The organism is Halomonas sp. OfavH-34-E, from assembly GCF_024124525.1.
In the GTDB taxonomy this organism is placed as follows: Bacteria; Pseudomonadota; Gammaproteobacteria; order Pseudomonadales; family Halomonadaceae; genus Halomonas; species Halomonas litopenaei.
The window spans coordinates 1-24336 of sequence record NZ_JAMXRY010000002.1 but is presented as its reverse complement, the minus strand read 5'-3'; the positions used below and the strand labels follow the sequence as shown (position 1 = coordinate 24336).

Sequence of the window (24336 nt, the reverse complement as noted above, 5' to 3'; positions counted from 1 at the left end):
AAGGGATGATGTACCACATGGAAGGAGACGTTGACGCCATGAGCAGCAAGACTCGACTGATCGCCCCGCTGGCAGCCGCCGTGATTCTGGCTGGCTGCTCCACAACGGATCCTTACACTGGCCAGACCGATCGCAACAACACCGGCATTGGCGCCGCTGTGGGTGCCGCCGTCGGTGCCGCAGCCGGCGCCATCAGTGGCGACGGCAGCACCAGCAAACGTGACCGTGCCTTGATTGGTGCCGCTGCGGGCGCCGCCGTGGGCGGTGGCATCGGTGTCTATATGGATCGCCAGGAAGAACAACTGCGTCAGAGCATGCAGGGTACCGGGATCGACGTGGAGCGCCAGGGTGACAACATCGTGCTCAACATGCCGAGTAGCGTGACCTTCGGCTTCGACTCCGCCGACCTGACCGGCGGCGCCACCAGCGCCCTCAACGACGTGGCCAACGTGCTGACCCAGTATCCGGAAACCCGCGTCAATATCGCCGGCCACACCGACTCTACCGGCGACGCCAGCTACAACCAGCGTCTGTCCGAGCGTCGTGCTCAGTCGGTGGGCAGCTACCTCCAGGGGCAGGGTGTCGCCTCAGGTCGTCTGTATGTGAGCGGCTACGGTGAAAACCAGCCGATCGCCAGCAACAACACCGAAGAAGGTCGTGCCCAGAACCGTCGCGTCGAGATTACCCTGACGCCGACCGGCCAGCAGGGGTAAGGCGACTCGGCCGCCTGTATGAGGGAGGCCTGCCCCTCGGCGGGCTTCTCTATTCTCCAGGGGCAGGGTGTTGCCTCCGGTCGTCTGTACGTGAGCGGCTACGGTGAAAACCAGCCGATCGCCAGCAACAACACCGAAGAAGGTCGTGCCCAGAACCGTCGCGTCGAGATTACCCTGACGCCGACCGGCCAGCAGGGGTAAGGCGACTCGGCTGCCTGACCTGTATGAGGGAGGCCTGCCCCTCGGCGGGTTTCTCTCGCTTGCGTCGATAGCCCGTAGCTGAAGTCGCGACGTTGCAGCGACTGCAACGGCAAGGCCCGCACCTCTCGACAGAGGCGCGGGCCTTTTCGATACCTGCCTTTCTCTTCATTCCTGCCCGGTCTCTCCAGGACCCGCTAGGGCTTGTCTGAAAAGTGCCTGCGCTCGGTAATACGGCGTTAAAAATCGGATCAAAATGCTCATTTACACCCCGTAAACTGCGCTTTCTCACCGATTTTTGCCTTGTCTAACCTTCGCTCGTCGACTTTTCGGACAGCGCCTAGATCTCTCCAGGACTCTCTAGAATTTTCCTGGTCTGGTCTGGTCTGGTCTGGTCTCACCCAAGCCCTGCTGCTGCCCCAACCTTGGTCACAGCGATAACTGGCGATGGCTCCATGATATTCAGCGGCTCGGGTTCGTGGGGGGACAGCGTACCTACCCGGACAAAGCCCAATGTCTGTCATGAGTCCATACGTCTGCACGCAGACCCCTACTTGCTGTTATCGTAACGCCATCGACTCGGCGAACGATTTTCGCCCCACGACCAGGTCAGACCATCCATGCTTTCCTATCAGCACGCCTATCATGCCGGCAATTTCGCCGACGTTCATAAACACTTGTGGCTTTACGCCACGATCGATCATCTATTACGTAAAGACAGTTACATTACGTTTATAGATACTCACGCCGGGCGAGGAAGCTATCCGTTGGCGGCTGAAGAAACCGCGCGGCTCAAGGAGTACCAGACGGGCGTCAAGCGCTTGTGGGACAGCCGCACCGAGACGGGCAAGGCGGGCGTGCAGAATCCACTGCTGACGACCTGGCTTGAGGCGATCGACACCGTTCAGCCGCGGCCACAGCAATTGACCCACTACCCGGGCTCGCCCTGGTGGCTGGGTCATCGACTGCGTGATCAGGACCGATTGACCCTGTTCGAGTTGCACCCGGGTGAGCACGGCCACCTGGCCCGGCAGTCACTGGCAGGCGAAGGGCAGCAGGCGAATATTCGACGCGTGCATGGCGACGGCCTGGCCGGGCTCAGGTCACTGCTCCCGGTAAAGACACCGCGGCTGTGCGTGCTGGTCGACCCGAGTTTCGAGCGCAAGTCGGAGTACCTGGAGGTCGCCGAGACCATGATTCATGCCCTCGGCAAGGTCCGCCACGCGGTGCTGCTGCTGTGGTATCCACTGCTGCCCGCCGGACGCCACCAGGAGCTGTTGGACAGGCTGCGAGCCAGCGGTGTGCGCAAGCTATGGCGCAGCGAGGTGATCCTGCACCCGCCGGGTGGGGCGAGTCACGGCATGTACGGCAGCGGGATGCTGGTGGCCAACCCGCCCTGGGGTGTCAGCGACAGCATGCAGGCCGCCATCGCTGACTGGCTACCGCTGCTTGGTGACGCAGCGCGCCACGAGCAGCGCTGGTGGGTCGAGGAGTAGCGCCTGGTCGTTGGTCATCTGGCCAGACGCCAATCGGGTCATGGTGCCTCGAACATCAAGCGAAAGCCCACCGGTGAGGTTCGGTCGATGGATGAGAGGCCAGCGATTTCCTGCAAGGCGGCGATGCCGTCCTCGAAGCCCAGCGATTCTGCGCTTAGCCATACCGGCTGATCCGACACCACCAGCCAGCGTGTGTCGGCGAGTCTTGCCACCAGTACCTGGGCCTCCTGCTCGGTCGACGCCGAGCCGAGACTGATATCGACCGGGATACTGGTCGCCAGGGTCTCGCCTACGCCAAGTGAATCGAAGCTGGAGGTATCTACCTGGGCCGAGATCGCGAAGCTGGCCGCGGCCAGCAGGTGCTCGAGCATCCGTTCATCACGGATATCGATGCCCGTGTCCAGCGATTCTGTGGCCACCTCGATGGTGACCTTGCCGCTATCGTCGATACCGCCGGACAGACCGTCCAGATGGTGGGTCTCACCTATGCTCTGGTTTTTCACCGAGCCGAACCACAGGCGTGAATCGTCACCGGACAGCTGCCAGTCCGCCAGGGCGGAAAGCGAGACGCTGCCTAGCGCCATTGCGACAACCAGGGGAAGGACTTTCATGGGGACTCCTGTGGGCAAGGGGGCACTGCCCACAGTGTAGCGGGTATGACAGATGCCCTGGACGAGCCCTCGGTGCGGCCGGCCCGGGGGCGGATGCCTGGCACCAGTGATGGCGGACGCCTCAGGCGCCCCATGTCGGCGCCAGGCGTGGCTTCGCCATCTCTGAAGGGGTGGCGAGGCGATCGCTGGCGCATGAACGTGGGTAAGTGCTCGCTATCGGAGGAGCCTCTGTTTTAAAGGCGTTTGTGCATTTTCAGGCATTCACTTGCCGATACAGAAGCTGCCGAAGATCTCACCCAGCAGATCGTCGGCGCTGAACTCGCCGGTGATCTCCCCCAGCGCCTGCTGGGCATCACGCAGATCCTCGGCCAGCAGCTCGCCCGCGCCATAGCCTTCGAGTTGTGCATGGCCGTTGTCGAGGGCCTCGCGAGCGCGGTCAAGGGCGTCCAGGTGACGACGCCGAGCCGAGAAGCGGCCTTCGGTGGTGGACTGAAAGCCCATGATCTCCTTGAGGTGAGACTTGAGGTTATCCACACCCTGACGTGATCTGGCGGAGAGCCGCAGCGTAGGAGGTGTTGTGGATAAATCGAGTCCCGGTGCTTCACCGCTCTGGTCCACCTTGTTGCGCACCAGGGTCAAGCGTGAGGCGTCCGGCAGGCGCTCGACGAATTCCGGCCAGATGGCCATGGGGTCGGTGGCCTCGGTGGTGGTGGCGTCCACCAGCAGCAGGACCCGGTCGGCCTTCTCGATTTCGCTCCAGGCGCGGGCCACGCCGATCTTTTCCACCGCGTCGGGGGTATCGCGCAGGCCGGCGGTGTCGATGATGTGCAGCGGCATGCCGTCCAGATGGATATGTTCTCGCAACACGTCCCGGGTGGTGCCCTCGATATCGGTGACGATGGCGGTGTCCTGTTCGGTCAGCGCATTGAGCAGGCTCGACTTGCCGGCATTGGGCCGTCCGGCGATGACCACGCTCATGCCTTCGCGCATCAGCGCGCCCTGGCCGGCACTGCGACGCACCTCGGCGAGCTCCGTCATGAGCGCGCCAAGCTTGGCCGCGACATGGCCAGCGGCGAGGAAGTCGATCTCCTCCTCGGGGAAGTCGATGGCCGCCTCGACGTACATGCGCAGCTCGATCAGGCCCTGGACCAGCGACTGCACGCGGGTGGAGAACTCACCCTGCAATGATCGCAAGGCATTTTCGGCGGCGCCACGGGAGCTGGCGTCGATCAGGTCGGCGATGGCCTCGGCCTGAGCCAGGTCGAGCTTGTCATTGAGAAAGGCGCGCTCGGAGAACTCACCCGGGCGGGCCAGCCGTGCCCCCAGCGCCACACAGCGCTCGAGCAGCATGTCCATGATCACCGGGCCGCCGTGACCCTGAAGTTCCAGCACGTCTTCGCCGGTGAAGGAGTGTGGCCCTTCGAAAAACAGCGCGATGCCTTCATCGATTACCCCGTTATCGCCCCTGAACGGTCCGTAGAAGGCCTGGCGCGCTTCCGGTACCTGGCCCAGCATGGCGCTGGCAATCGCGCCACAGGCAGGCCCCGAGACGCGTATGATGCCGACGCCGCCCCGACCCGGCGGCGTGGCGAGGGCGCAGATGCTGTCCTGGGTGTAGAGAGGCGTGGTCATGGTCAGACTCCTTGATGATCGGGCGTATTGTCAGGCGCAGCGCCTGGCTTTGCCAGTCCGGCTGGTGTGGCCAACGGCTGTGGCCAGAGGTGCGGGCCCTGAAACGCCAGACCCCCGCCGAAGCGGGGGTCTGGAAGCGTCATGCATGAGGACTTACTTGGTGTTCATGCCCTTGCCGACGCTGGGGTCTTCCTCGATCTTGCGGGTGATCACGTACTGCTGAATGATCGAGATGCAGTTGTTGCACACCCAGTAGATGACCAGACCGGCCGGGAACCACAGGAAGAAGAAGGTGAAGACGATCGGCAGCATCTTCATGATCTTCGCCTGCATCGGGTCCGGAGGCGTCGGGTTGAGCATCTGCTGAACGAACATGGAGGCGCCCATCAGGATCGGCAGGACGAAGTAGGGGTCCTTCACCGACAGGTCCTGGATCCACAGCATGAAGGGCGCGTGACGCAGTTCCACGGACTCCAGCAGCATCCAGTACAGCGCGATGAATACCGGCATCTGTATCAGGATCGGCAGACAGCCGCCCAGCGGATTGATCTTTTCCTTCTGGTAGAACTTCATCATCTCCTGGGACATCTTCTGGCGGTCGTCGCCGAAGCGTTCCTTGAGACGCTGCATTTCCGGGCCAAGCTTGCGCATGCGTGCCATGGACTTGTAGGCCTTGGCAGACAGCGGCCACAGGGCAGCCTTGACCATGATGGTCAGGATGACGATGGACCAGCCCCAGTTGCCGATCAGATCGTGGATGTGATCGAGCAGCCAGAACAGCGGATTGGCGATGAACCACAGCCAGCCGAAGTCGACGGTCAGCTCCAGGTTCGGTGCCACGGCCTCAAGCCGCTCCTGCACCTTGGGGCCCATGTAGAGGGTGGCACCCAGGGTGGCGTCGGCTCCCGGTGCCAGGGTCTGGGCCTGGCCGGCGAAGGCAGCAACGTTGCGGTCCTGACTGTCGGTGGCGGCGTAGAACAGGTTGTCCTGCTGCTGCGGCGGTACCCAGGCGGAAGTGAAGTAGTGCTGGATGATCGCGACCCAGCCGCCCTCGACCTCGCGGTTCTGGAAGTTGCCTGCCTGGATGTCCTCGAAGTCGATCTTCTCGTAGCGGTTCTCCGGTGAGGAGTACGCCGCGCCGAGGAAGGAGCGCATGCCCATCTTGGGGCCAGTGGACGGATCCGGGTTGTTGTCGCGGGCCAGTTGGCCGATGAAGCGTGCGCTGACCGGCTCCTCGCCAGCGTTGGCAAGCAGGTAGCTGACGTCGACTGCGTAGTCGTCACGACTGAAGGTGAAACGCTTGACGATGTCGATGCCATTGACGGTGGCGGTCATGTCCACCTGCAGGCTGTCCTGGCCGTCGGCCAGGCGGTACTCGGTCTTCTCGGGCGAGAAGGCGATACGACCGCTGTTGCCGTCAAGCTGCAGTCCAGAGCGAGCGACGTAGCTCAGGGTGCTGTTGTTGGACAGCAGCACGTAGGGCCGATCCCCATCCTGGCTCATCAGATGCTGGGGGAGGGCGGCGTAGACGATGTCGCCACCCTGGGGGTCGATACGCACGTCGAGGACGTCGGTGATGACCGCAATGAGATCTCGACTGTTGGCAGCGGGCTCGCTGCTGCCTGGCAGCTCGCTGCCGACATCATTGGCCGAGCTGGGTGCCGCCAGGCCTTCCGACGTGGAGGCGTCGGCACCGTTTGAGGTCGCGTTGCTGGTGATCGCCGGAGCATCCGGGGTGCTGGGCGGCTGACCGTAGTCCTGGTTCCACTGCACCATGATCAGGTAGGCGAGCACCGCCAGGGGGATCAGCAGGAGTAGTCGTTTTACGTCCATGAAGGGTCTGCCCGAAGGGAAGTGAACATGCCGATGGCGCCACGCGAGACGCCTACATGAGATACACGAAAGCCTGCCGGAGGCAGGCCAGTATTCGTACGGAAACGTTCCGCGTCGCGAGAGGTGACGTCAAGGGGCCGGAAGAGGGACTCGTTCATGCTCGGACGAAGTGTGTTCGGCATTGAAGAGCCTCTTGCTGCTAGTTACGGCTTTGCTTCGGCTGTGACCGAGTGTCACCCCGGGTGTCACTCGCGTGGCGAGGTGTCGTCGATGTCCGCGAGGGACGAGTCGACTTCTCGGCCTCGCGCTCGAGACGACGCCACATGCCGAACAGCTGGCGCAGCACGATGTCATTGTCGACCTCGTTGACGCCACGCCTGGCCAGCAAGACGATATCCACGGCGGGAAGTCGATGCTGTGCATGCCGAACGGACTCACGAGCCAGTCGTTTCAGTCGATTGCGATCGACGGCCCGGCGTACGTTCTTCTTGCTGAAGACCAGGCCCAGGCGAGGGTGTCCCAAGTCATTGGGAATCGCCAACGCCATCAGGCCCTTGCCGTGAACCTTGTAGACCGCCCCATCGAACACCTGGCGGTAGTCCCCGGCAGTCAGCAAGCGGCATTGCCGGGGAAAGGTCAGACAGGCCACGAAGGACCTGCGCTTAGGCGCTCAGGCGCTTGCGGCCCTTGGCACGACGACGTGCCAGAACGGCGCGGCCGTTTTTGGTGGCCATGCGAGCACGGAAGCCGTGCGCGCGCTTGCGCTTGAGAACGCTCGGTTGGAATGTGCGCTTCATAACTCGTTAATCCCACAGTGGTTTTTTGGAACGGATAGACATCCAGAGGCTCCCGGAATCCGCTCGGGCCCCCGGGGGTATTCGGCTCAAGACCGGATATTTTAGTGATTTCAAGCCCTGGGTGCAATCTTTTCGCGGGCCAGAAAGCAGGTTTCAGGGTGTTCGCCCCTGCCAGTCTGGCCGAGAGGGCTGGGGATAACTCTTGCTCGAGCCGAACCGGCGGGTGAACTAGCCACCCGGGACCGGCCTCGCGACATGACCCACTGCTACATAACAATAAAGAGAAGTTCTTGACTGATGTTGTTATTACTACTGGGGATAGTTTTTGTGGATAAGCGTGTTCACGTATGAAATTTCAACATGTTGCGTTGCATATAAAAGTGTGGAGAAAACGTTGAGACCGCGGGGAGGAGCGGTGTGGTTCCGGTGGATCAATGATGAGATTGTCCACAGGGGCTAGTTCGCCAGCAAGTTGTTCCAGCACAACTCCGAATGGCGTACAAGGGTTTTCCACAGCTAGGTTTCGGTGCCGTTCTCGTGTGGATAACTCGTGGTGACAAGGCTACAATGTGCGGTCGTTCTTCAACCAAGGTAGCTCGCGTGTCGCTCGCTCTCTGGCAACAGTGTCTACAAACCCTTCAGGATGAACTGAGCTCGCAGCAGTTCAACACCTGGATTCGCCCTCTGCAGGCGGAAGAAGGGGAGTCCAATCAGCTCAGGCTGCTGGCACCCAACCGCTTCGTGCGCGATTGGGTCAGTGACAAGTACGCCAAGCGTATCAGTGAACTGATGCGGGAGTTGGCGCCGGCCAAGCCGCCCAAGGTGATGCTGACGGTGGGTAGTCGTCGTGCTGCGCCGGCCCCACCCCAGACTCGCGAACTCGGCGATCCTGTCTCCGCCGCTCCGGCCCGCTCGGCGGCCGTGCACACCAGCTCCCGCGGCGATGTGGGGGATGAGCGCGAGGTCGATCGCCTGCGCGACGAAGGCGGTGAGGCGCCGGTCACGCGTCCACCCGGTGGTGAGCGTCAGGTTCAGGTCGAGGGCAGTCTCAAGCACTCCAGTGGCCTGAATCCCAACTTCACCTTCGAGACGTTTGTCGAGGGCAAGTCCAACCAGCTTGCCAGGGCGGCATCCCGCCAGGTGTCGGAGAACCCTGGGGGAGCCTACAACCCGCTGTTTCTGTATGGTGGCGTCGGCCTCGGTAAGACCCACCTGATGCATGCGGTGGGCAATGCCCTGGCGGGGCGTCGCGAGAACGCTCGGGTGGTGTATCTTCACTCGGAGCGCTTCGTCGCCGATATGGTCAAGGCCCTTCAGCTCAACGCCATCAATGACTTCAAGCGCTTCTATCGCAGCGTCGACGCGCTGTTGATCGATGACATCCAGTTCTTCGCCGGCAAGGAGCGCTCCCAGGAGGAGTTCTTCCACACCTTCAATGCCTTGCTTGAGGGTGGCCAGCAGATGATCCTGACCTCGGATCGCTACCCGAAGGAAATCAGCGGTGTCGAGGAGCGCCTCAAGTCCCGTTTTGGCTGGGGGCTGACGGTGGCGATAGAGCCGCCTGAGCTCGAGACTCGGGTGGCGATCCTGATGAAGAAGGCCGACCAGGCCAAGGTGGATCTACCCCATGATGCGGCTTTCTTCATCGCCCAGAAGATTCGCTCCAACGTGCGTGAACTGGAAGGGGCGCTGAAGAAGGTCATCGCCGATTCCCACTTCATGGGCAAGTCGATCACCCAGGACTTCATCCGCGAATCGCTCAAGGATCTGCTCGCTCTGCAGGACAAGCAGGTAGGCGTGGACAACATCCAGCGTACCGTGGCGGAGTACTACAAGATCAAGCTGGCGGACCTGCTGTCCAAGCGGCGTTCACGCTCCGTGGCGCGCCCGCGACAGGTCGCCATGGCCCTGGCCAAGGAACTGACCAATCACAGTCTTCCGGAAATCGGCGACGCCTTCGGCGGCCGAGACCACACCACCGTGCTACATGCCTGTCGCAAGGTGCAGGCGCTGCAGGAAGAAAGCGCCGATATTCGTGAAGACTACAAGAATCTGTTGCGGCTTTTGACCAGTTAACGTCTCTACGTCATCAACCGCGTGACCGTCTCACTCTCCCGGACAAGAAGTGGAGCCGACATGAAATTTTCCATCTCCCGCGAAGCGCTGCTGCGCCCGCTGACGCTGGTGGCCGGTGTGGTCGAGCGCCGTCAGACGTTACCGGTGCTCTCCAACGTGCTGATCCAGGTCGAACAGGACGAGGTCGCCTTGACCGGCACCGACCTGGAAGTCGAACTGGTCGGCCGCACCGTGGCCAGCCAGGTGGATGAGCCTGGCGCCATCACGGTGCCCGCGCGCAAGCTGATGGACATCTGCAAGTCCTTGCCAGACCAGTCCGAGCTGGAGCTGTCCATCGAGGACGGGCGGGCCGTGCTGCGCAGTGGCCGTTCACGCTTTACCCTGTCCACGCTTCCGGTCGCCGAGTTTCCGAATATTGAAGATGGTCAGAGCAGTGTCGAACTGGCGTTGCCGCGGGGGACCCTCAAGCAGCTGATCGACGCCACCTCGTTCGCCATGGCGCAGCAGGACGTTCGCTACTATCTGAATGGCCTGCTGCTGGAGTTCGCCCCGAACCTGGTCCGCACCGTGGCTACCGACGGCCACCGCCTGGCGGTCAGCTCTCGCCCCGTGGAGATCAACATTGAGTCGGCCCAGAAGCTGATCGTTCCGCGCAAGGGTGTACTCGAACTGGTACGGCTGCTCGACGATTCCGAAGAGCCTGTCAGCCTGACCCTGGGCTCTACCCATATCCGTGCTCACACCGGGGACTTCACCTTCACCTCCAAGCTGGTGGACGGCAAGTTCCCGGACTACGAGCGGGTCGTGCCCAAGGGCGGCGACAAGGTCTTCATCGCTGAACGTTCGGAGTTGCGTCAGGTGCTGTCGCGTACCGCCATCCTCTCCAACGAGAAGTACCGTGGGGTACGGCTGAATCTGGAAGAGGGCAACCTGAGGGTGATGGCCAACAACCCGGAGCAGGAAGAGGCCGAGGAAAACATCGCCATCGAATACAGCGGGCCGGCCATGGAGATCGGCTTCAACGTCGGCTATCTGATCGATGTGCTCAACGCCGTGGGTGAGGATCGCGTGCAGATGACGCTGGGCGATCCCAACAGCAGCGCGCTGATGGAAGAACCCGGTGGCGGCGATGCCCTCTATGTCGTGATGCCGATGCGCCTGTGACGGTATTCGTTGCCAGCAAGGCCTTTCCATGGCGCTAGACCGCTTGATGTTTCAAGGCCTGCGAAACTTGCAGGCCTTTGATATTTCACCATCTTCCGGGATCAACCTGATCACTGGAAGCAACGGCAGCGGCAAGACCAGCCTGCTCGAAGGTATCCACCTGCTGGGCATGGGGCGGTCCTTTCGGGCGCGTCGGCTATCCCAGGTACTCCACCACGATGCTGACGCCCTTGTCCTGCATGGCCGCCTTGCCGGTGATCCCCCTGTATCGATCGGTTTGCGCCGCCTGCGTCAGGAGCGCGAATTGACGCTGCGCATTGGCGGTGAGCGACTCGACAGGGTGTCTCGTCTGGTGGAGACCCTGCCCCTGCAGTTGATCAACCCCGACGCCTTCCGCCTGCTGGAGGGATCTCCCGCCGGCAGGAGGGAGTTCCTGGATTGGGGAGTGTTTCACGTGAAACATGACTTCCTGCAGGCCTGGCAGCGTTTCCGTCGCGCCCTGAAACATCGGAATGCCCTGCTCAGGCATGGTAGAATGGAGCCTCAATCCCTGTCAGTGTGGGAGCATGAGCTGGCGCTTTCGGGCGAGCGCATGGACATCCTGCGCAGGGAATGGATCGATACCTTCATCCCGGTATTCGAGGAAACGCTGGAAGGGCTGATTTCACTGCCATCACTGACGCTGCGCTATAGCCGTGGCTGGGATCGACAGCGAGATCTGGCCGAGGTGCTCGAGCAGGGACGCGACACCGATCGTCAGATGGGATTTACCCAGCAGGGGCCCCAGCGAGCGGATCTGGCGATTCGACTCGACAAACGACCAGCGGTCGAAGTGCTTTCACGAGGACAACAGAAACTCGTCGTGAGCGCACTGAAGCTTGCCCAGGGACGGTTACTCGAGAAGATGACAGGCAGGACCTGTCTCTACTTGATCGACGATCTGCCCGCCGAACTGGACCAGAACCACCGAAGGATCTTTTGCCAGTGGCTGGAGCGGATGCGCTGCCAGGCCTTCATCACCAGCGTGGATCACGAGGTACTGGCCGACCTGTGGCAACCCGATACGCCGATGGCAATGTTTCACGTGAAACAAGACGCTGACGGCTTCGGCCAGCTGCAGGCCATAGACAGACAGACTTCACGACGGAGTGGTCAATGAGCGAACATGCTTACGACTCATCGAGCATCAAGGTACTGAAAGGCCTGGATGCCGTACGCAAGCGGCCCGGGATGTACATCGGCGATACCGATGATGGTACCGGCCTGCATCACATGGTGTTCGAGCTGGTGGACAACTCCATCGACGAAGCGCTGGCCGGCCACTGTAGCGAGATCAGGGTGATCATCCATCCGGATGAGTCCATCACCGTCAGTGACAATGGCCGTGGCATTCCGACCGATATTCATGAAGAGGAAGGCGTATCGGCGGCCGAAGTGATCATGACGGTGTTGCACGCGGGCGGTAAGTTCGATGACAACTCCTACAAGGTATCTGGCGGCCTGCACGGCGTTGGTGTCTCGGTGGTCAATGCGCTGTCTGAAGAGCTCAAGCTGACCATCTGGCGTGCTGGCAAGGTCCACGAGCAGATCTATCGTCACGGTGTCCCCGAGTCGCCGCTGGCTGTGGTGGGGCAGACCGAGCAGACCGGTTCGCGGGTGCACTTCCGTCCGTCTCCCGAGACCTTCGCCAATATCGAGTTTCACTACGATATTCTGGCCAAGCGTCTGCGTGAGCTGTCGTTTCTGAATTCTGGTGTGGCTATCCGCCTGCTGGACGAGCGTAGTGGCAAGGAAGAGCTGTTTCACTATGAAGGTGGCCTGAAGGCCTTCGTCGACCACCTCAACACCAACAAGACCGTGCTCAACCCTGTCTTCCACTTCAACGTGGAGCGGGAAGATGGCGTGGCGGTCGAGGTGGCGATGCAGTGGAACGATACCTTCGCCGAGAACATCTTCTGCTACACCAACAACATCCCTCAGCGGGATGGCGGTACCCACCTGGCCGGTTTCCGCGCTTCACTGACTCGTACGCTCAATCATTATATTGAAGCGGAAGGGTTGCTGAAGAAGACCAAGGTGAACACCTCCGGTGACGACGCCCGTGAGGGCCTGACCGCGATCATCTCGGTCAAGGTGCCGGACCCGAAGTTTTCCTCCCAGACCAAGGACAAGCTGGTCTCTTCCGAGGTGAAAACTGCGGTAGAACAGGAGCTTGGGCGGTCTTTCTCGGAGTATCTGGTAGAGAAGCCCAACGAAGCCAAGGCCATCGTCAACAAGATGCTGGACGCTGCCAGGGCCCGTGAGGCGGCGCGCAAGGCGCGTGATATGACCCGCCGCAAAGGCGCCCTGGACATCGCAGGGCTGCCCGGCAAGCTGGCCGACTGTCAGGAAAAGGACCCCGGTCTGTCCGAACTCTACCTGGTCGAGGGTGACTCGGCCGGGGGTAGTGCCAAGCAGGGGCGTGACCGGCGTACCCAGGCTATCCTGCCGCTCAAGGGCAAGATCCTCAACGTCGAGAAGGCCCGCTTCGACAAGATGCTGTCGTCTGCGGAAGTCGGGACGCTCATCACTGCCCTGGGTTGCGGCATTGGCCGTGAGGAGTTCAATCCGGACAAGCTGCGCTATCACTCGATCATCATCATGACCGATGCGGACGTGGACGGTTCGCATATTCGTACCCTGCTGTTGACGTTCTTCTTCCGTCAGATGGCGGAGTTGATCGAGCGCGGGCATGTGTTTATCGCCCAGCCGCCGCTGTACAAGATCAAGCGTGGCAAGCAGGAGCTCTACCTCAAGGATGAGCAGGCGATGATCGACTACCTGACCACCACCGCCCTGGACGGAGCGCGGTTGTGCGTCAGTGAAGATGCGCCAGGAATCAGCGGGGCTCAGCTTGAGACTCTGGTGAACCAGTACCGTGATGTGATGAAGCGCATCGATCGTCTGTCGCGGGTCTATCCCAGCGAGGTGCTGCGCAAGATCGTCCATGCGGCACATCTTGACGGCGAAAACAGCCTTCGTGATCGCGGCACCATGCAGAACTGGATCGAGTTCCTGCAGAAGGAAATGGACGATCTGGTGGCCTACGAGGGGGGGCCGCGTTACACCTTCTCGTTGCAGGAAGACAATGAACGCGGGTTCTTCCTGCCGGCGGTCACCTTGATTGCCCATGGCGTGACCACCGACTACGTCTGGGGCCTGGACTTCTTCACCAGCGCTGACTATCGCGCGATCGCTGGCCTCGGCGAGACACTGGACGGGCTGCTGGAAGAGAGCGCCTATATCGCCCGTGGTGAGCGCAAGAAGCCGGTCAAGACCTTCTATGAGGCGCTGGACTGGCTTATGAACGAGGCACAGCGTGGTCTGTCGATCCAGCGCTACAAGGGGCTGGGCGAGATGAACCCGGAGCAGTTGTGGGAAACCACCATGGATCCCAATACGCGTCGTATGCTGCGGGTTTCCATCGAAGATGCCGTCGCCGCCGACATGATGTTCAACACCCTGATGGGTGATGAAGTCGAACCGCGTCGTGACTTTATCGAGCGCAACGCTCTGGTGGCCAATCTGGACATCTAGTGCAGCAGGAAGTCCCAGGCCCATGGCCTCGATGTTTCACGTGAAACATCACGCGACAAAACCCCGATCTTCAGGATCGGGGTTTTTTCTGTTCTAGTATCAGTAGTTTGCCAGCGGCCAGATGGTTGGATGGCTGGATTCTTGAAAGGCCCGGTATGAGAGAGCAGGGTGCACCAGGCCTCTATTGCTACCCGGCCGAGGGTGTATCGCGAATGTGCAAAGGCAGATCTGACAATACGCCATACGCTGGGGTCGCCCGATTCTGCTGGCGAACGCGGGTAAGTGGGTGGTGAGTGGGCGCGGTGTGTCGGCGATGGAAGTCAGTGGATGTCGCTGGACGTCAGTAGAGTAAAGACGACGGCGCGGTGTTTCCATGGCGGTTGCACGGTGGGCAGGCGCTTGAGGACAGCGGCGCGGCCTGCACGTTTCACGTGAAACATCTGGCGATATAAGTTCCAACCGCCCAAGCCAGGACTCACGCCTCTTTGATACCAAATGTCTGGTCGATATCAGCATTCGTGCCGAGTAGGGGGGAGTACCCGAGCCCCAGGGAGATACTCGGAGGAAGGTATCTGGCTTGCGCGCTGACATGTGAAGTGGTCGAAAAGGCAGCGTATCGATACTGCTGGCGTCATCTCAAAGAAGGGGATGGAAGGAGGGGATCAGAAAGGGAGGAATGGAGGTGTTGTTGGAAGGGGGGGGGGAGGGATGGTGGGAAGGGGGGGACAGACGAGAGCGTACGGCAAGCCATAATCGAGCTGTGTCTGTGGCCTCGCTCCTCCGCAACGTTTCACGTGAAACATCACGGCATCAGACCTGAAATTCCAAGGCTGGGACCGTGTCTGGCTATCTGCATCTTGCGATCCGCGTCTTGCCATCTGTGTCTTGCTGCCTGGATCTTGTTACCCGCGTCTTGTTATCCACGTCATGTTATTTGGGGCCTGATGAGTCTCTCGCTTAAGACGGGTGCCCTGGTTGTCGCACTATATGGAACGTGCGGGAACCTGTCCGGAGGGGGCTCGATACATTGTACTCGCAGTCATCACGGAAAGACCGACAATTGAGCACCACGACCTCCCGGGCGGGTAAGTCGCAAGAGCTTTCCCGTGCTCTAACCTGTTGTTTGGACGTTGATATACGAAGAATGCGAGCCGCCATGTTTCACGTGAAACATGGGGCTTGGCAGTCGCAGATAGATGAAGGGATAACCACGTCGGCGCCCAGGCTTGGAGGCTCGCCGAGGGGTGGCGAGGGGTGGCGAGGGGGCGAGCCTGATGCAGGGTCGTTTAGGTATCCAGGTTTCCTTGCAGCAGTTGATCGACAAAACCAGCGAGATCGTCATAGACCTCTGCCTCGCTGTCTGTCCGGCCAAGTTCTGGATGCTTGGCTAGTGTGCGCTCGCCCTTGCCGGTACGCACCAATGCAAGGCGGCAGCCCATGGCAGCGCCTGCCTCGAGATCCCGGTAGCTGTCGCCCACCATCCAGGCGCCTTCCAGGCTGTCGAGTGCAAGCGCATCCTGTATCTGGCGGAGCAGACCGGGCAAGGGTTTGCGGCAATCACAGCGGTCCTCGCTAATGTGAGGGCAGTAGGCGATATGCTCGATCCGACCGCCCTCGGCCTCCACCAGGCTCAGCATCCTGGTGTGCATGGACTCCAGCGTCGCCTCATCGTAGTAGCCGCGCGCGATGCCTGACTGGTTGGTGGCAACAGCGACGGTCCAGCCCTGTTGGGACAAGCGGGCGATGGCGGTGATGGCGCTGGGGTAGGGGACCCACTCGGCGAGCGACTTGATGTAGTTGTCGGAGTCCTGATTGATCACTCCGTCACGGTCGAGAATGACGAGTCGTGGGGCCATGGGTCTACCTAGTCTATGCGATGGGTAAGGGTGGTTGCTGTCACGCAATCGGCCCAGTGTAGGGGCATGTTTCACGTGAAACAATCAGGTGCTGACGAGGCCGTGTCTGTGGCTCTCGTTGCAGTTCTTGCCAACCCCGCCGCTGTTGCTGTCTGTCTCACCCTTTGCCAGCGAAAGCTCGTGCTATTCCCCCCATGTCGAGGGCGTAGCAAGGGCCTCATGAAAGGGCCTCATGCAAGGGTGTCATGCAAGGGTGTCACGCAAGCCCATTCCAGCGACAACCATCCCAGGTTCCTCCGTATTCGGTAAGCCACGGATCGCTGCGACCCCAGCCCCCTTAGCTGTCGCTGGCAACACCCTAGGGCTTGTCTGAAAAGTGCCTGCGCTCGGTAATACGGCGTTAAAAATCGGATCAACATGCTCATTTACACCCCGTAAACTGCGCTGTCTCACCGATTTTTGCCTTGTCTAACCTTCGCTCGTCGACTTTTCGGACAGCGCCTAGTCCGAAAGGGGTGGCGACGTAGTGTCGGTGTGCAAACCTGTCGCGACGGCTGTCGCCAGTGATGTGGGTATCGAGTCCTTCAGGTGATCGAGCAATGCTCGTACCCGCATTGGCGGAACCCGTCCTGGAAGCAGCGCGTGGATGCTGATGTCTGGCAGCGACCAGTCCTCGAGCACGGGGAGCAACCTGCCGGCTTCAAGCGAGGCCCCGACGATGGAACGGGAGGTATGAAGGATGCCGATACCTGCCTCTGCCGCGATCACCAGTGCGTGCCCATAGTTCGCTCTGTAGCTTCCGCTGACCGGCACGTTGTGAATCTCGTCGCCACGGCGAAGTGGCCAGCGCTGAATACCCTGGAACCGTGTGTAGTGAAGGCACTTGTGGTGCAGCAGGTCCAGTGGGTGACGCGGTACACCCTGGCGTTGAAGATAGGCCTTCGACGCCACCAGCATGCGCTGATCTGCGGCCAAGGGATGGGCGACCAAGCGAGAGTTCTCGAGCACCCCGACTCGCACTGCCAGATCGTGCCCGGACGAGGCGATATCGACAAAGCGATCGTCGAAGTCGGCGTCAACTTCAATGTCTGGATGACGATCGAGAAATTCGGGGAGGAAGGGCGCAATATGGATTCGGCCGAAATTGACCGGTAGTGATAGGCGGATCAGTCCTCGCGGTCGGTCACTGATGTTCTGCAAGGTATCCGCCGCCCTGTCGAGTAACCGTAGAGCAGGGACGGCGCGTTCCAGGTAGGTGCGGCCCGCAAGGGTCAGGGAAACCTCACGGGTGGTCCGGTGCAACAGCTTCGTCCCGAGCCGAGACTCCAGCGCATCGAGGCGACGGCTGACCGCGCCGCTGGTGAGGTTGAGCTGTTCGCCGGCCGCGCGCAGTGAGCCATATCTTGCCACTTCAACCAGGGCAAGCAGTCCAGCGACCAGTGTGTCGTGATGGGATGGCATGGTGCACTCTCGTCCAGAGGCAGGGGTTGGTCATTGCACGAGTCGCTATGGGGCCAGGGTCGATGGGCGCCGGTGCGGCGAGAGACGGCTCTGACTCGGGGCTTCATTGTTGAGTCTAGCGCAAGACAGTACTCCGTGAGCTTCGCTACTGCGCTGGTCTCGGACGGGCCAGGATAGGGGAAGACCAACGAGGAGGTTGTTCCCATGTTACTGGAAGCTCGTCTACGCCCATTGGTATCGCTACGTCACTTTCGTCAATTCCGCTCTGACAGGGTGGGGCCTGAAGGAATCCATGAATACCAGGTAGCACGTCGTGACCTGGCCAGCGAAGAAGTGCGTGTCAGGGTCGCTGCGGTGGGGCTGAACTACCGCGACAGGGCGCTGCAGGACGGCAGCTATCTGCCGCAGATGCCACGCCCCTTCGTGCCGCTGTCTGAAGGCTCTGGGGTGGTGCTGGAAACGGGAAGGGATGTCGTTGATCTCGAGGTGGGACAACCGGTGCTGGGCCACTACACCATCGATTGGATTTCTGGAGCTTTCAAGGAGTCCTATCACGCCTCAAAGCTGGGCGGTCCTGGTGATGGCTGGTTGTCGGAGGAGGTCATCGTTCCGCGTCGTGCGCTGGTTGCCGTGCCATCTGGCTGGCGGCTCGATGAAGCCGCTGCATTGGCGATCTCCGGCGTCACGGCCTGGAAGTCGCTTGGCGACCTGGATGAGCTGAAGGGCCGTTACCTGCTGTTGGCGGGAACCGGCAACGTGTCGCTGCAGGCCCTGCAGATGGCGGCTGCGGCCGGTGCTCGGCCTATTGTGGTGACGTCGCGACCCGCTCTGGCATCACGACTCAGGGATTTAGGGGCGGTCGCGGTGATCGGTCGGGAGGGCGGGGCGGCCGACGTGGCCTCCCAGGTGATGGCCATCACCGAGTCTGTGGGCGTAGGGCGTGCCATCGATGTGGTGGGCGGGCAGTTTCTGGTCGATGCCATTCTGCCGTCAATGGCTACCAATGGGCGTATCGCCCTGGTGGGCTTTCTCGAGAGTGGTCGTGTCGAGGGTGATCTGGTGGGACCGGCGATTCGCAAGTTGCTGCATATGGAAGGGATCAGCGTCGGCAGCCGTGACGACCTGGAGGCCATGCTCCGTTATATGGATCGCCACGGACTCAGGCCCGCTATCGGGCGTCGCCTGAGCGCAGACGACTTGCCTGAGTGGCTCGCCAACGGCGCCGTTGGCAGTGGCTTGCGTTCGGGCACCGTCGGCGAGCGTCACCCGAGCGTGGGCCTGTCGGCAACTGACTCGCAGGACAATGATCTCGAACTGGGCAAGACGCTGGTGATTATGGATCAGCGGCTGGCGGAACGTATCGCTGAGTAAAGCGGCGGAGGCGGGGCTCAGAGCAAGGCGGTGGAGGCGGGGCGCTGAGTAAAGCGGCAGAGTCGGGGCGCTGAGTAAAGCGACGGAGGCGGGGCGCCAAGAAAAGCAGCGGGCGTGAGGCTCAGGCCGGGTGCCGGGGTACAAGCTCCAGGCGTCGTACTGGGAGTACATCAAGCGGGGCGGGTTTCACGTGAAACACGAGAGCCTGCCCTTGCTTGTACTCCTGTATGTTCCACGTGAAACATTGTCGCCGCCGGCGCTTACTATCTGGGCAATGTTCCACGTGAAACGTAGGTGGCGAGTGCCACTCTCTACATCGCCAGGTTTGACTCTCCAGGCGACATCCCATTGGCTCACTCCTGCGTTCGTAGCGGCCGTGGTATCCCCTATGAAGGGCTCAGGAGCTTTGGGGCCGTGGGCCAGGCGGGCTCAACCTGTCGATATAAAAAAGGCCGGCCCCTTGCGGGGCCGGCCTCGTTACCACCTGGGGCAGGATTACTGCTGCAGTTCGGCGATATCCGCTACTTCGAGGAACAGCGCCTGGAGGCTTGCCAGCAGGGCCAGACGATTGGCACGAACGGCTTCGTCTTCGGCCATGACCATCACCTGGTCAAAGAAGGCATCCACCGGTGCCCGAAGGCTTGCCAGCACGTCCAGGGCGTCGCTGTAGCGGGCTTGCTGGAACAGCGGAGCGACCTGCTCCTGGCAAGCTGCCACGGCGTTCTTGAGGGCCTTCTCGGCGTCCTCGGAGAGCAGGCTCTCGTCGACCTCGGTGCGTCCATCGTGATCCTGCTTGGACAGGATGTTGCCGACTCGCTTGTTGGCGGCGGCCAGGGCGGCGGCTTCATCACGCGTGGCGAATTGCGCCACGGCGCGCAGGCGACGGGCGAAGTCCAGCGGGCGGGTCACCGGGCGTGCACGCACCGCCAGGTAAACCTCGGCACCGATCCCTTCGTCCTGGGCCCAGGCACGGAAGCGATCGAGCATGTAGCCAAGGACGTCATCGACCAGGCCGTCTGCCTTGGGCAGCGCCTCATGCTGGGCCACGGCCAGCTCGAGCAGCTCGCGCAGGTCCAGATCCAGCTCACCCTTGACCAGGATATTGAGCACGCCGATGGAAGCACGGCGCAGGGCGAAGGGGTCCTTGGTACCGCTGGGGCGCTGGCCGATGCCGAAGATCCCGGTAATGGTATCCAGGCGATCGGCGATGGCCAGGGCCTGTCCGGTCAGGGTCTGGGGGATGGCGTCGCTGGCAAACCGCGGCAGGTACTGCTCTTCCAGCGCGCGTGCGACCTCGGCGTCTTCGCCATCGTGCTCAGCGTAGTAGCGCCCCATGATGCCCTGAAGCTCCGGGAACTCGAGCACCATTTCGGTGACCAGATCACACTTGGCCAGGGCCGCAGCACGGCGAGCGCGGGACTCGTCACCGCCGGTCCGGCTGGCGATGTGCGCGGCCACGTTGGCACTGCGTCTGGCCTTGTCGGCGAGGGTCCCGAGCTGCTTCTGGAACACCACGCTCGAGAGGCCCTCGATGCGCTCGGCGAGCGGGCGCTTGCGGTCGGTCTCGTAGAAGAAGGCGGCATCGGCCAGACGAGGGCGAATCACCTTCTCGTTGCCGGCGATGACCTTGTCCGGCTCGCGGCTGTCGATATTGGACACGGTAATGAAGGCGGGCTTGAGCTTGCCGTCCGCATCCAGAAGGTGGAAGTACTTCTGGTTGGCCTTCATCGACGAGATCAGGCATTCCGCCGGCACCTCGAGGAAGCGCTCGTCGAAGCTGCCGGTCAGCGCCACCGGCCACTCGACCAGACCGCTGACTTCTTCCAGCAGGTCCTCGTCGATGACGGCGGTGGCTTCGAGCAGTTCTGCCTCGGCCAGTACCTGTTCGCGAATGCGCTCGCGACGCTTGCTGCGATCGGCCAGCACCCAGGCATCCTCCAGGGCACCGAGGTAGTCGTCGGCATGTTTCAGGGCGATGGCCTCGGGGGCGTGGAAGCGGTGTCCGCGGGTCACGCGGCCGGCCTCAAGGCCCAGCACCGTGGCGGGTACGATCTGGTCACCGTAGAGCGCTACCAGCCAGTGAACAGGGCGGGAGAACTCGATGCGGGAAGCGCCCCAGCGCATGTTCTTGGGCACCGGCAGGGCCGCCACAGCCTTGTCGATGATGGCGGGCAGCAGGGCGACGGTAGCCTCGCCCTGTTGCTGCTCGCGGTAGCCGAGCCAGGTGCCCTTGTCGGTCTCCAGATGGATCAGGTCGTCGACGCTGACGCCGCAGGAGCGAGCAAAACCCTGGGCTGCCTTGGTTGGCTCGCCATCCTTGAAGGCTGCCGCCAGGGCAGGACCGCGCTTTTCGACGTCGCGGTCGGGCTGCTTGTCGGCCAGTTCCTCGACCCGCACCGCCAGCCGGCGGGGGGAGGCGAAGGCGGTGACGCCCTGGAAGTCGACGCCGGCATCGGCGAGGCCGCGACGCACGCCCTCGGCGAAGGCGTCGGAGAGAGTGTCGATGGCTCCCGGCGGAAGTTCTTCCACGCCGAGTTCAAGCAAGAGGGTGTGGGCGGCCATGCTTATGCGTCTCCCTGTGCGGCAAGGGGTTCGTCGTCGAGAAGTTCACGTCGCAGCGCTTCCGGGGCCAGCGGGAAACCGGCCGCCTTGCGTGAGGCGTAGTAGGCGTGGGCCACGTCGCGGGCCATGGTGCGCACGCGCAGGATATAGCGCTGGCGTTCGGTGACCGAGATGGCGTGGCGGGCGTCGAGCATATTGAAGGTGTGGGAGGCCTTGAGTACCTGCTCGTAGGCCGGCAGTGGCAGGTTGGCGGCGAGCAGCTTCTGGCACTCGCTTTCCTGGTGGTCGAAGTTGCCGAACAGGGCGTCCACGTCGGCATGCTCGAAGTTGTAGGTGGACTGCTCGCGCTCGTTCTGCAGGTAGACGTCACCGTAGGTAACGCGGGAGCCGTCGGGCGCGATGGTCCATACCAGGTCGTAGACGCTGTCCACGTCCTGAAGGTACATGGCGATGCGCTCGAGGCCGTAGGTCAGCTCACCGGTGACCGGGAAGCACTCGATGCCGCCGGCCTGCTGGAAGTAGGTGAACTGGGTCACCTCCATGCCGTTGAGCCAGACCTCCCAGCCGAGTCCCCAGGCACCCAGGGTCGGTGACTCCCAGTTGTCCTCGACGAAGCGGATGTCGTGGACCAGAGGGTCGATGCCGAGACGCTCAAGCGACCCCAGATACAGTTCCTGGAGGTTGGCAGGGGAGGGCTTCATGACCACCTGGAACTGGTAGTAGTGCTGCAGGCGATTGGGGTTTTCGCCGTAGCGGCCATCGGTGGGACGGCGAGACGGCTGAACGTACGCCGAGTTCCAGGTTTCGGGTCCGATGGAGCGCAGGAAGGTGGCCGGGTGAAAGGTGCCCGCACCGACTTCCATGTCCAGCGGCTGCATGATCACGCAGCCCTGTTCGGCCCAGTACTGTTGCAGGGCGAGGATCAGGCCCTGGAAGGTTGCCACGTCTGGCGTCGACTGTGTCATTGGGAAGCACCGTTGGCCATGAATTCACGAGCCGTCAAGTATACAATCACAGGCAATTCGGTTATAGGCACAGCGCCAACAGAGGTTTTCCCATGATCGTAGTGACAGGCGGAGCCGGCTTCATCGGTTCAAATCTGGTCAAGGCCCTCAATGACCGGGGGCGCACCGACATCCTGGTGGTGGATGACCTGCGGGACGGCACCAAGTTCGTCAACCTGGCGGACCTGACCCTCGGGGACTACATGGACAAGGACGAGTTCCTGTCCCGGGTGAAGGCCCACATGCGCGGCGAGCTGAACCAGCTTCCGCCCATCGAGGCGATCTTCCACGAAGGTGCCTGCTCGGACACCACCGAGTGGGATGGACGCTTCATGCTGGAGAATAACTTCACCTACTCCAAGGAGCTTTTGCACTTCTGCGAGCAGGAGGGCATTCCCTTCCTCTACGCCTCGTCGGCGGCCACCTACGGCGGCAGCGAGGTGTTCGTGGAGTCCCCCGAGCACGAGAAGCCGCTCAACGTCTACGGCTACTCCAAGCTGCTGTTCGACCAGTACGTGCGCTCGCGCCAGGCCGAACTCAAGACCCAGGTGGTGGGCTTTCGCTACTTCAACGTCTACGGTCCCCGCGAGCAGCACAAGGGCAAGATGTCCAGCGTGGCCTTCCATCACCACACCCAGATCAGCGCCGGCGAGAACCTGCGCCTGTTCGGCGCCTGGGACGGCTACGACGCGGGCATGCAGAGCCGTGACTTTGTCTATGTCGGCGACGTGGTCGACGTCAATCTGTGGTTTCTGGACAACCCCGAGGTGTCGGGAATCTACAACCTCGGTACCGGCCGCGCCGAGCCGTTCAAGACCATCGGCGAGACGGTCATCGACTTCTACGGCAAGGGCCGCATCGACTACATCGACTTCCCGGAAGAGCTCAAGGGGCGCTACCAGAGCTACACCCGTGCCGATATCTCGCGGCTGCGCGAGGCCGGCTACGACAAGGAATTCCACACCGTGGCCGAGGGCGTGACCCGCTACCTGGAGTGGTTGAATGGCTGAAGCTGCGCCGGTCATGGCGCAGCCGCGGCTGGCGGGCCAGCGGCTGCTGGTGGTCGGTCCCAGCTGGGTCGGTGACATGGTCATGGCCCAGGGGTTGTTCAAGGCGCTGAAGCAGCAGGGTGCCGCCGCCCTGGCGGTGGTGGCGCCTGCCTGGTCGAGGCCGATCCTCGAGCGCATGGATGAGGTCGACGAGGTCGTCGAGCTGGGCGTCGGACACGGCGTCTTCGGCTTTTCCGCCCGACGACGGCTGGCCAGGTCGCTCAAGGGACGCTTCGATCATGCCATCGTGCTGCCGCGTTCCTGGAAGTCGGCACTGGTGCCTTTTCTGGCGCGGATACCCAGGCGAACCGGCTTCACCGGGGAGCACCGTTTTGGCCTGTTGAGCGAGCGCCGTGAGCTGCAGCGCGACGTGCTCGACCAGACCGTCAAGCGCTTCGTCTCGCTGGGGCTGCCGGCGGACGCTGCCGCTGCCGGCGACTTCGAGATTCCCCAGCCACGGCTGCGTCAGGATGCGATCAACCTGGCGCGGTTGCATGATGAACATCGACTCGGCGTGCGTCCTGCCATTGGCCTGATGCCAGGGGCGGAATATGGCCCCGCCAAGCAGTGGCCGCTGGCCTACTTCCATCGCCTGGCCGGGGAGCTGATTGCTCAAGGGTTCGAGGTAAGGGTGCTGGGTGGGCCCAAGGATCACGCGGCGGGCGAGGAGATCGTGACCGGTCTCGAGCATGCCCACAACCTGTGTGGCGCGACCCGCCTGGAGGATGCCGTCGACCTGCTTGGCGACTGTCGTCAGGTGGTGACCAATGACTCCGGGTTGATGCATGTGGCCGCCGCGGTAGGGACGCGTATCCAGGCGATCTATGGCTCCTCGTCGCCGGCCTATACGCCGCCGCTGACCGACAACGCCCGGATTCACTATCTGGCTTTGTCCTGCTCGCCCTGCTTCGAGCGACATTGCCCGCTCGGGCATACC

Annotated in this window: 18 protein-coding genes and 1 pseudogene; 10 read left to right on the top strand and 9 right to left on the bottom strand. The window is 62.1% G+C overall.

From position 1 onward, the window contains the following. Positions 1-38: 38 nt before the first annotated feature. The 3 genes and pseudogenes from NH448_RS01060 (at position 39) to rlmJ (ending at position 2407) form a co-directional block, all read left to right on the top strand. A complete protein-coding gene (locus NH448_RS01060; RefSeq protein WP_045992732.1) occupies positions 39-713 on the top strand; it encodes an OmpA family protein in 675 nt (224 codons plus the stop codon). A gap of 51 nt (positions 714-764) precedes the next feature. After that, a pseudogene (locus NH448_RS01055) lies at positions 765-914 on the top strand (OmpA family protein); the annotation flags it as partial. Between the two features lie 617 nt (positions 915-1531). Continuing rightward, on the top strand, positions 1532-2407 hold the full coding sequence (gene rlmJ, locus NH448_RS01050) for a 23S rRNA (adenine(2030)-N(6))-methyltransferase RlmJ (RefSeq protein WP_253028347.1): 876 nt from the start codon (positions 1532-1534) through the stop codon (positions 2405-2407). 38 nt (positions 2408-2445) lie between these two features. Here rlmJ and NH448_RS01045 read toward each other — a convergent pair whose 3' ends face one another. The 5 genes from NH448_RS01045 to rpmH all read right to left on the bottom strand — a co-directional run bounded on the left by NH448_RS01045 (position 2446) and on the right by rpmH (position 7280). Continuing rightward, positions 2446-3018, bottom strand: a complete 573-nt coding sequence (locus tag NH448_RS01045; RefSeq protein WP_253028346.1) for a hypothetical protein — start codon at positions 3016-3018, stop codon at positions 2446-2448. A gap of 261 nt (positions 3019-3279) precedes the next feature. Then, positions 3280-4650 (bottom strand): tRNA uridine-5-carboxymethylaminomethyl(34) synthesis GTPase MnmE, encoded by a 1371-nt coding sequence (mnmE, locus tag NH448_RS01040; RefSeq protein ID WP_253028345.1) that lies wholly within the window; start codon positions 4648-4650, stop codon positions 3280-3282. Between the two features lie 153 nt (positions 4651-4803). After that, positions 4804-6483, bottom strand: coding sequence for a membrane protein insertase YidC (yidC, locus tag NH448_RS01035; RefSeq protein ID WP_108131947.1), 1680 nt, complete (start codon positions 6481-6483; stop codon positions 4804-4806). 199 nt (positions 6484-6682) lie between these two features. Beyond that, positions 6683-7132, bottom strand: a complete 450-nt coding sequence (gene rnpA / locus NH448_RS01030; RefSeq protein WP_253028344.1) for a ribonuclease P protein component — start codon at positions 7130-7132, stop codon at positions 6683-6685. Positions 7133-7145: 13 nt separating this feature from the next. Next, the gene (gene rpmH / locus NH448_RS01025) at positions 7146-7280 is read right to left on the bottom strand and encodes a 50S ribosomal protein L34 (protein WP_008959105.1); all 135 of its coding nucleotides are present in this window, start codon (positions 7278-7280) and stop codon (positions 7146-7148) included. Positions 7281-7880: 600 nt separating this feature from the next. Here rpmH and dnaA point away from each other — a divergent pair. The 4 genes from dnaA to gyrB are packed head-to-tail and all read left to right on the top strand — an operon-like array spanning position 7881 to position 14096. Next, positions 7881-9356 carry a chromosomal replication initiator protein DnaA gene (gene dnaA, locus NH448_RS01020; RefSeq protein ID WP_045995088.1) on the top strand — a complete coding sequence of 492 codons (1476 nt, stop codon included), beginning with the start codon at positions 7881-7883 and terminating at the stop codon, positions 9354-9356. Positions 9357-9416: 60 nt separating this feature from the next. After that, positions 9417-10520: a DNA polymerase III subunit beta gene (gene dnaN / locus NH448_RS01015; RefSeq protein ID WP_045995089.1), complete on the top strand. Its 1104-nt coding sequence runs from the start codon at positions 9417-9419 to the stop codon at positions 10518-10520. A gap of 28 nt (positions 10521-10548) precedes the next feature. Further along, positions 10549-11679, top strand: coding sequence for a DNA replication/repair protein RecF (gene recF / locus NH448_RS01010; protein ID WP_222516260.1), 1131 nt, complete (start codon positions 10549-10551; stop codon positions 11677-11679). Further along, on the top strand, positions 11676-14096 hold the full coding sequence (gene gyrB / locus NH448_RS01005; protein WP_045995091.1) for a DNA topoisomerase (ATP-hydrolyzing) subunit B: 2421 nt from the start codon (positions 11676-11678) through the stop codon (positions 14094-14096). Before recF ends, gyrB begins: the two co-directional genes overlap by 4 nt. A 1286-nt stretch (positions 14097-15382) precedes the next feature. On the opposite strand, the gene gmhB is transcribed toward gyrB, so the two are convergent. Both gmhB and NH448_RS00995 read right to left on the bottom strand, forming a co-directional pair. Further along, complete coding sequence (gmhB, locus tag NH448_RS01000) at positions 15383-15952, bottom strand: D-glycero-beta-D-manno-heptose 1,7-bisphosphate 7-phosphatase (RefSeq protein ID WP_124804525.1); 570 nt, start codon at positions 15950-15952, stop codon at positions 15383-15385. Positions 15953-16453: 501 nt separating this feature from the next. Beyond that, positions 16454-17413 (bottom strand): LysR family transcriptional regulator, encoded by a 960-nt coding sequence (locus tag NH448_RS00995; RefSeq protein ID WP_253028343.1) that lies wholly within the window; start codon positions 17411-17413, stop codon positions 16454-16456. Between the two features lie 204 nt (positions 17414-17617). Here NH448_RS00995 and NH448_RS00990 point away from each other — a divergent pair, with 204 nt between their 5' ends. Further along, positions 17618-18784: a zinc-binding dehydrogenase gene (locus NH448_RS00990; protein WP_253028342.1), complete on the top strand. Its 1167-nt coding sequence runs from the start codon at positions 17618-17620 to the stop codon at positions 18782-18784. Between the two features lie 495 nt (positions 18785-19279). On the opposite strand, the gene glyS is transcribed toward NH448_RS00990, so the two are convergent. Together glyS and glyQ are read right to left on the bottom strand one after the other, a co-directional pair. Continuing rightward, positions 19280-21346, bottom strand: a complete 2067-nt coding sequence (gene glyS, locus NH448_RS00985; RefSeq protein ID WP_253028341.1) for a glycine--tRNA ligase subunit beta — start codon at positions 21344-21346, stop codon at positions 19280-19282. A 2-nt stretch (positions 21347-21348) separates the two neighbouring features. Beyond that, positions 21349-22311 carry a glycine--tRNA ligase subunit alpha gene (gene glyQ / locus NH448_RS00980; protein ID WP_108131941.1) on the bottom strand — a complete coding sequence of 321 codons (963 nt, stop codon included), beginning with the start codon at positions 22309-22311 and terminating at the stop codon, positions 21349-21351. 92 nt (positions 22312-22403) lie between these two features. On the opposite strand from glyQ, the gene rfaD reads away from it, so the two are divergent. After that, a complete protein-coding gene (gene rfaD / locus NH448_RS00975) occupies positions 22404-23360 on the top strand; it encodes an ADP-glyceromanno-heptose 6-epimerase (RefSeq protein ID WP_108131940.1) in 957 nt (318 codons plus the stop codon). Positions 23361-23373: 13 nt separating this feature from the next. Then, on the top strand, positions 23374-24336 hold a 963-nt coding region (gene waaF, locus NH448_RS00970; RefSeq protein WP_253028362.1), incomplete at its 3' end, for a lipopolysaccharide heptosyltransferase II.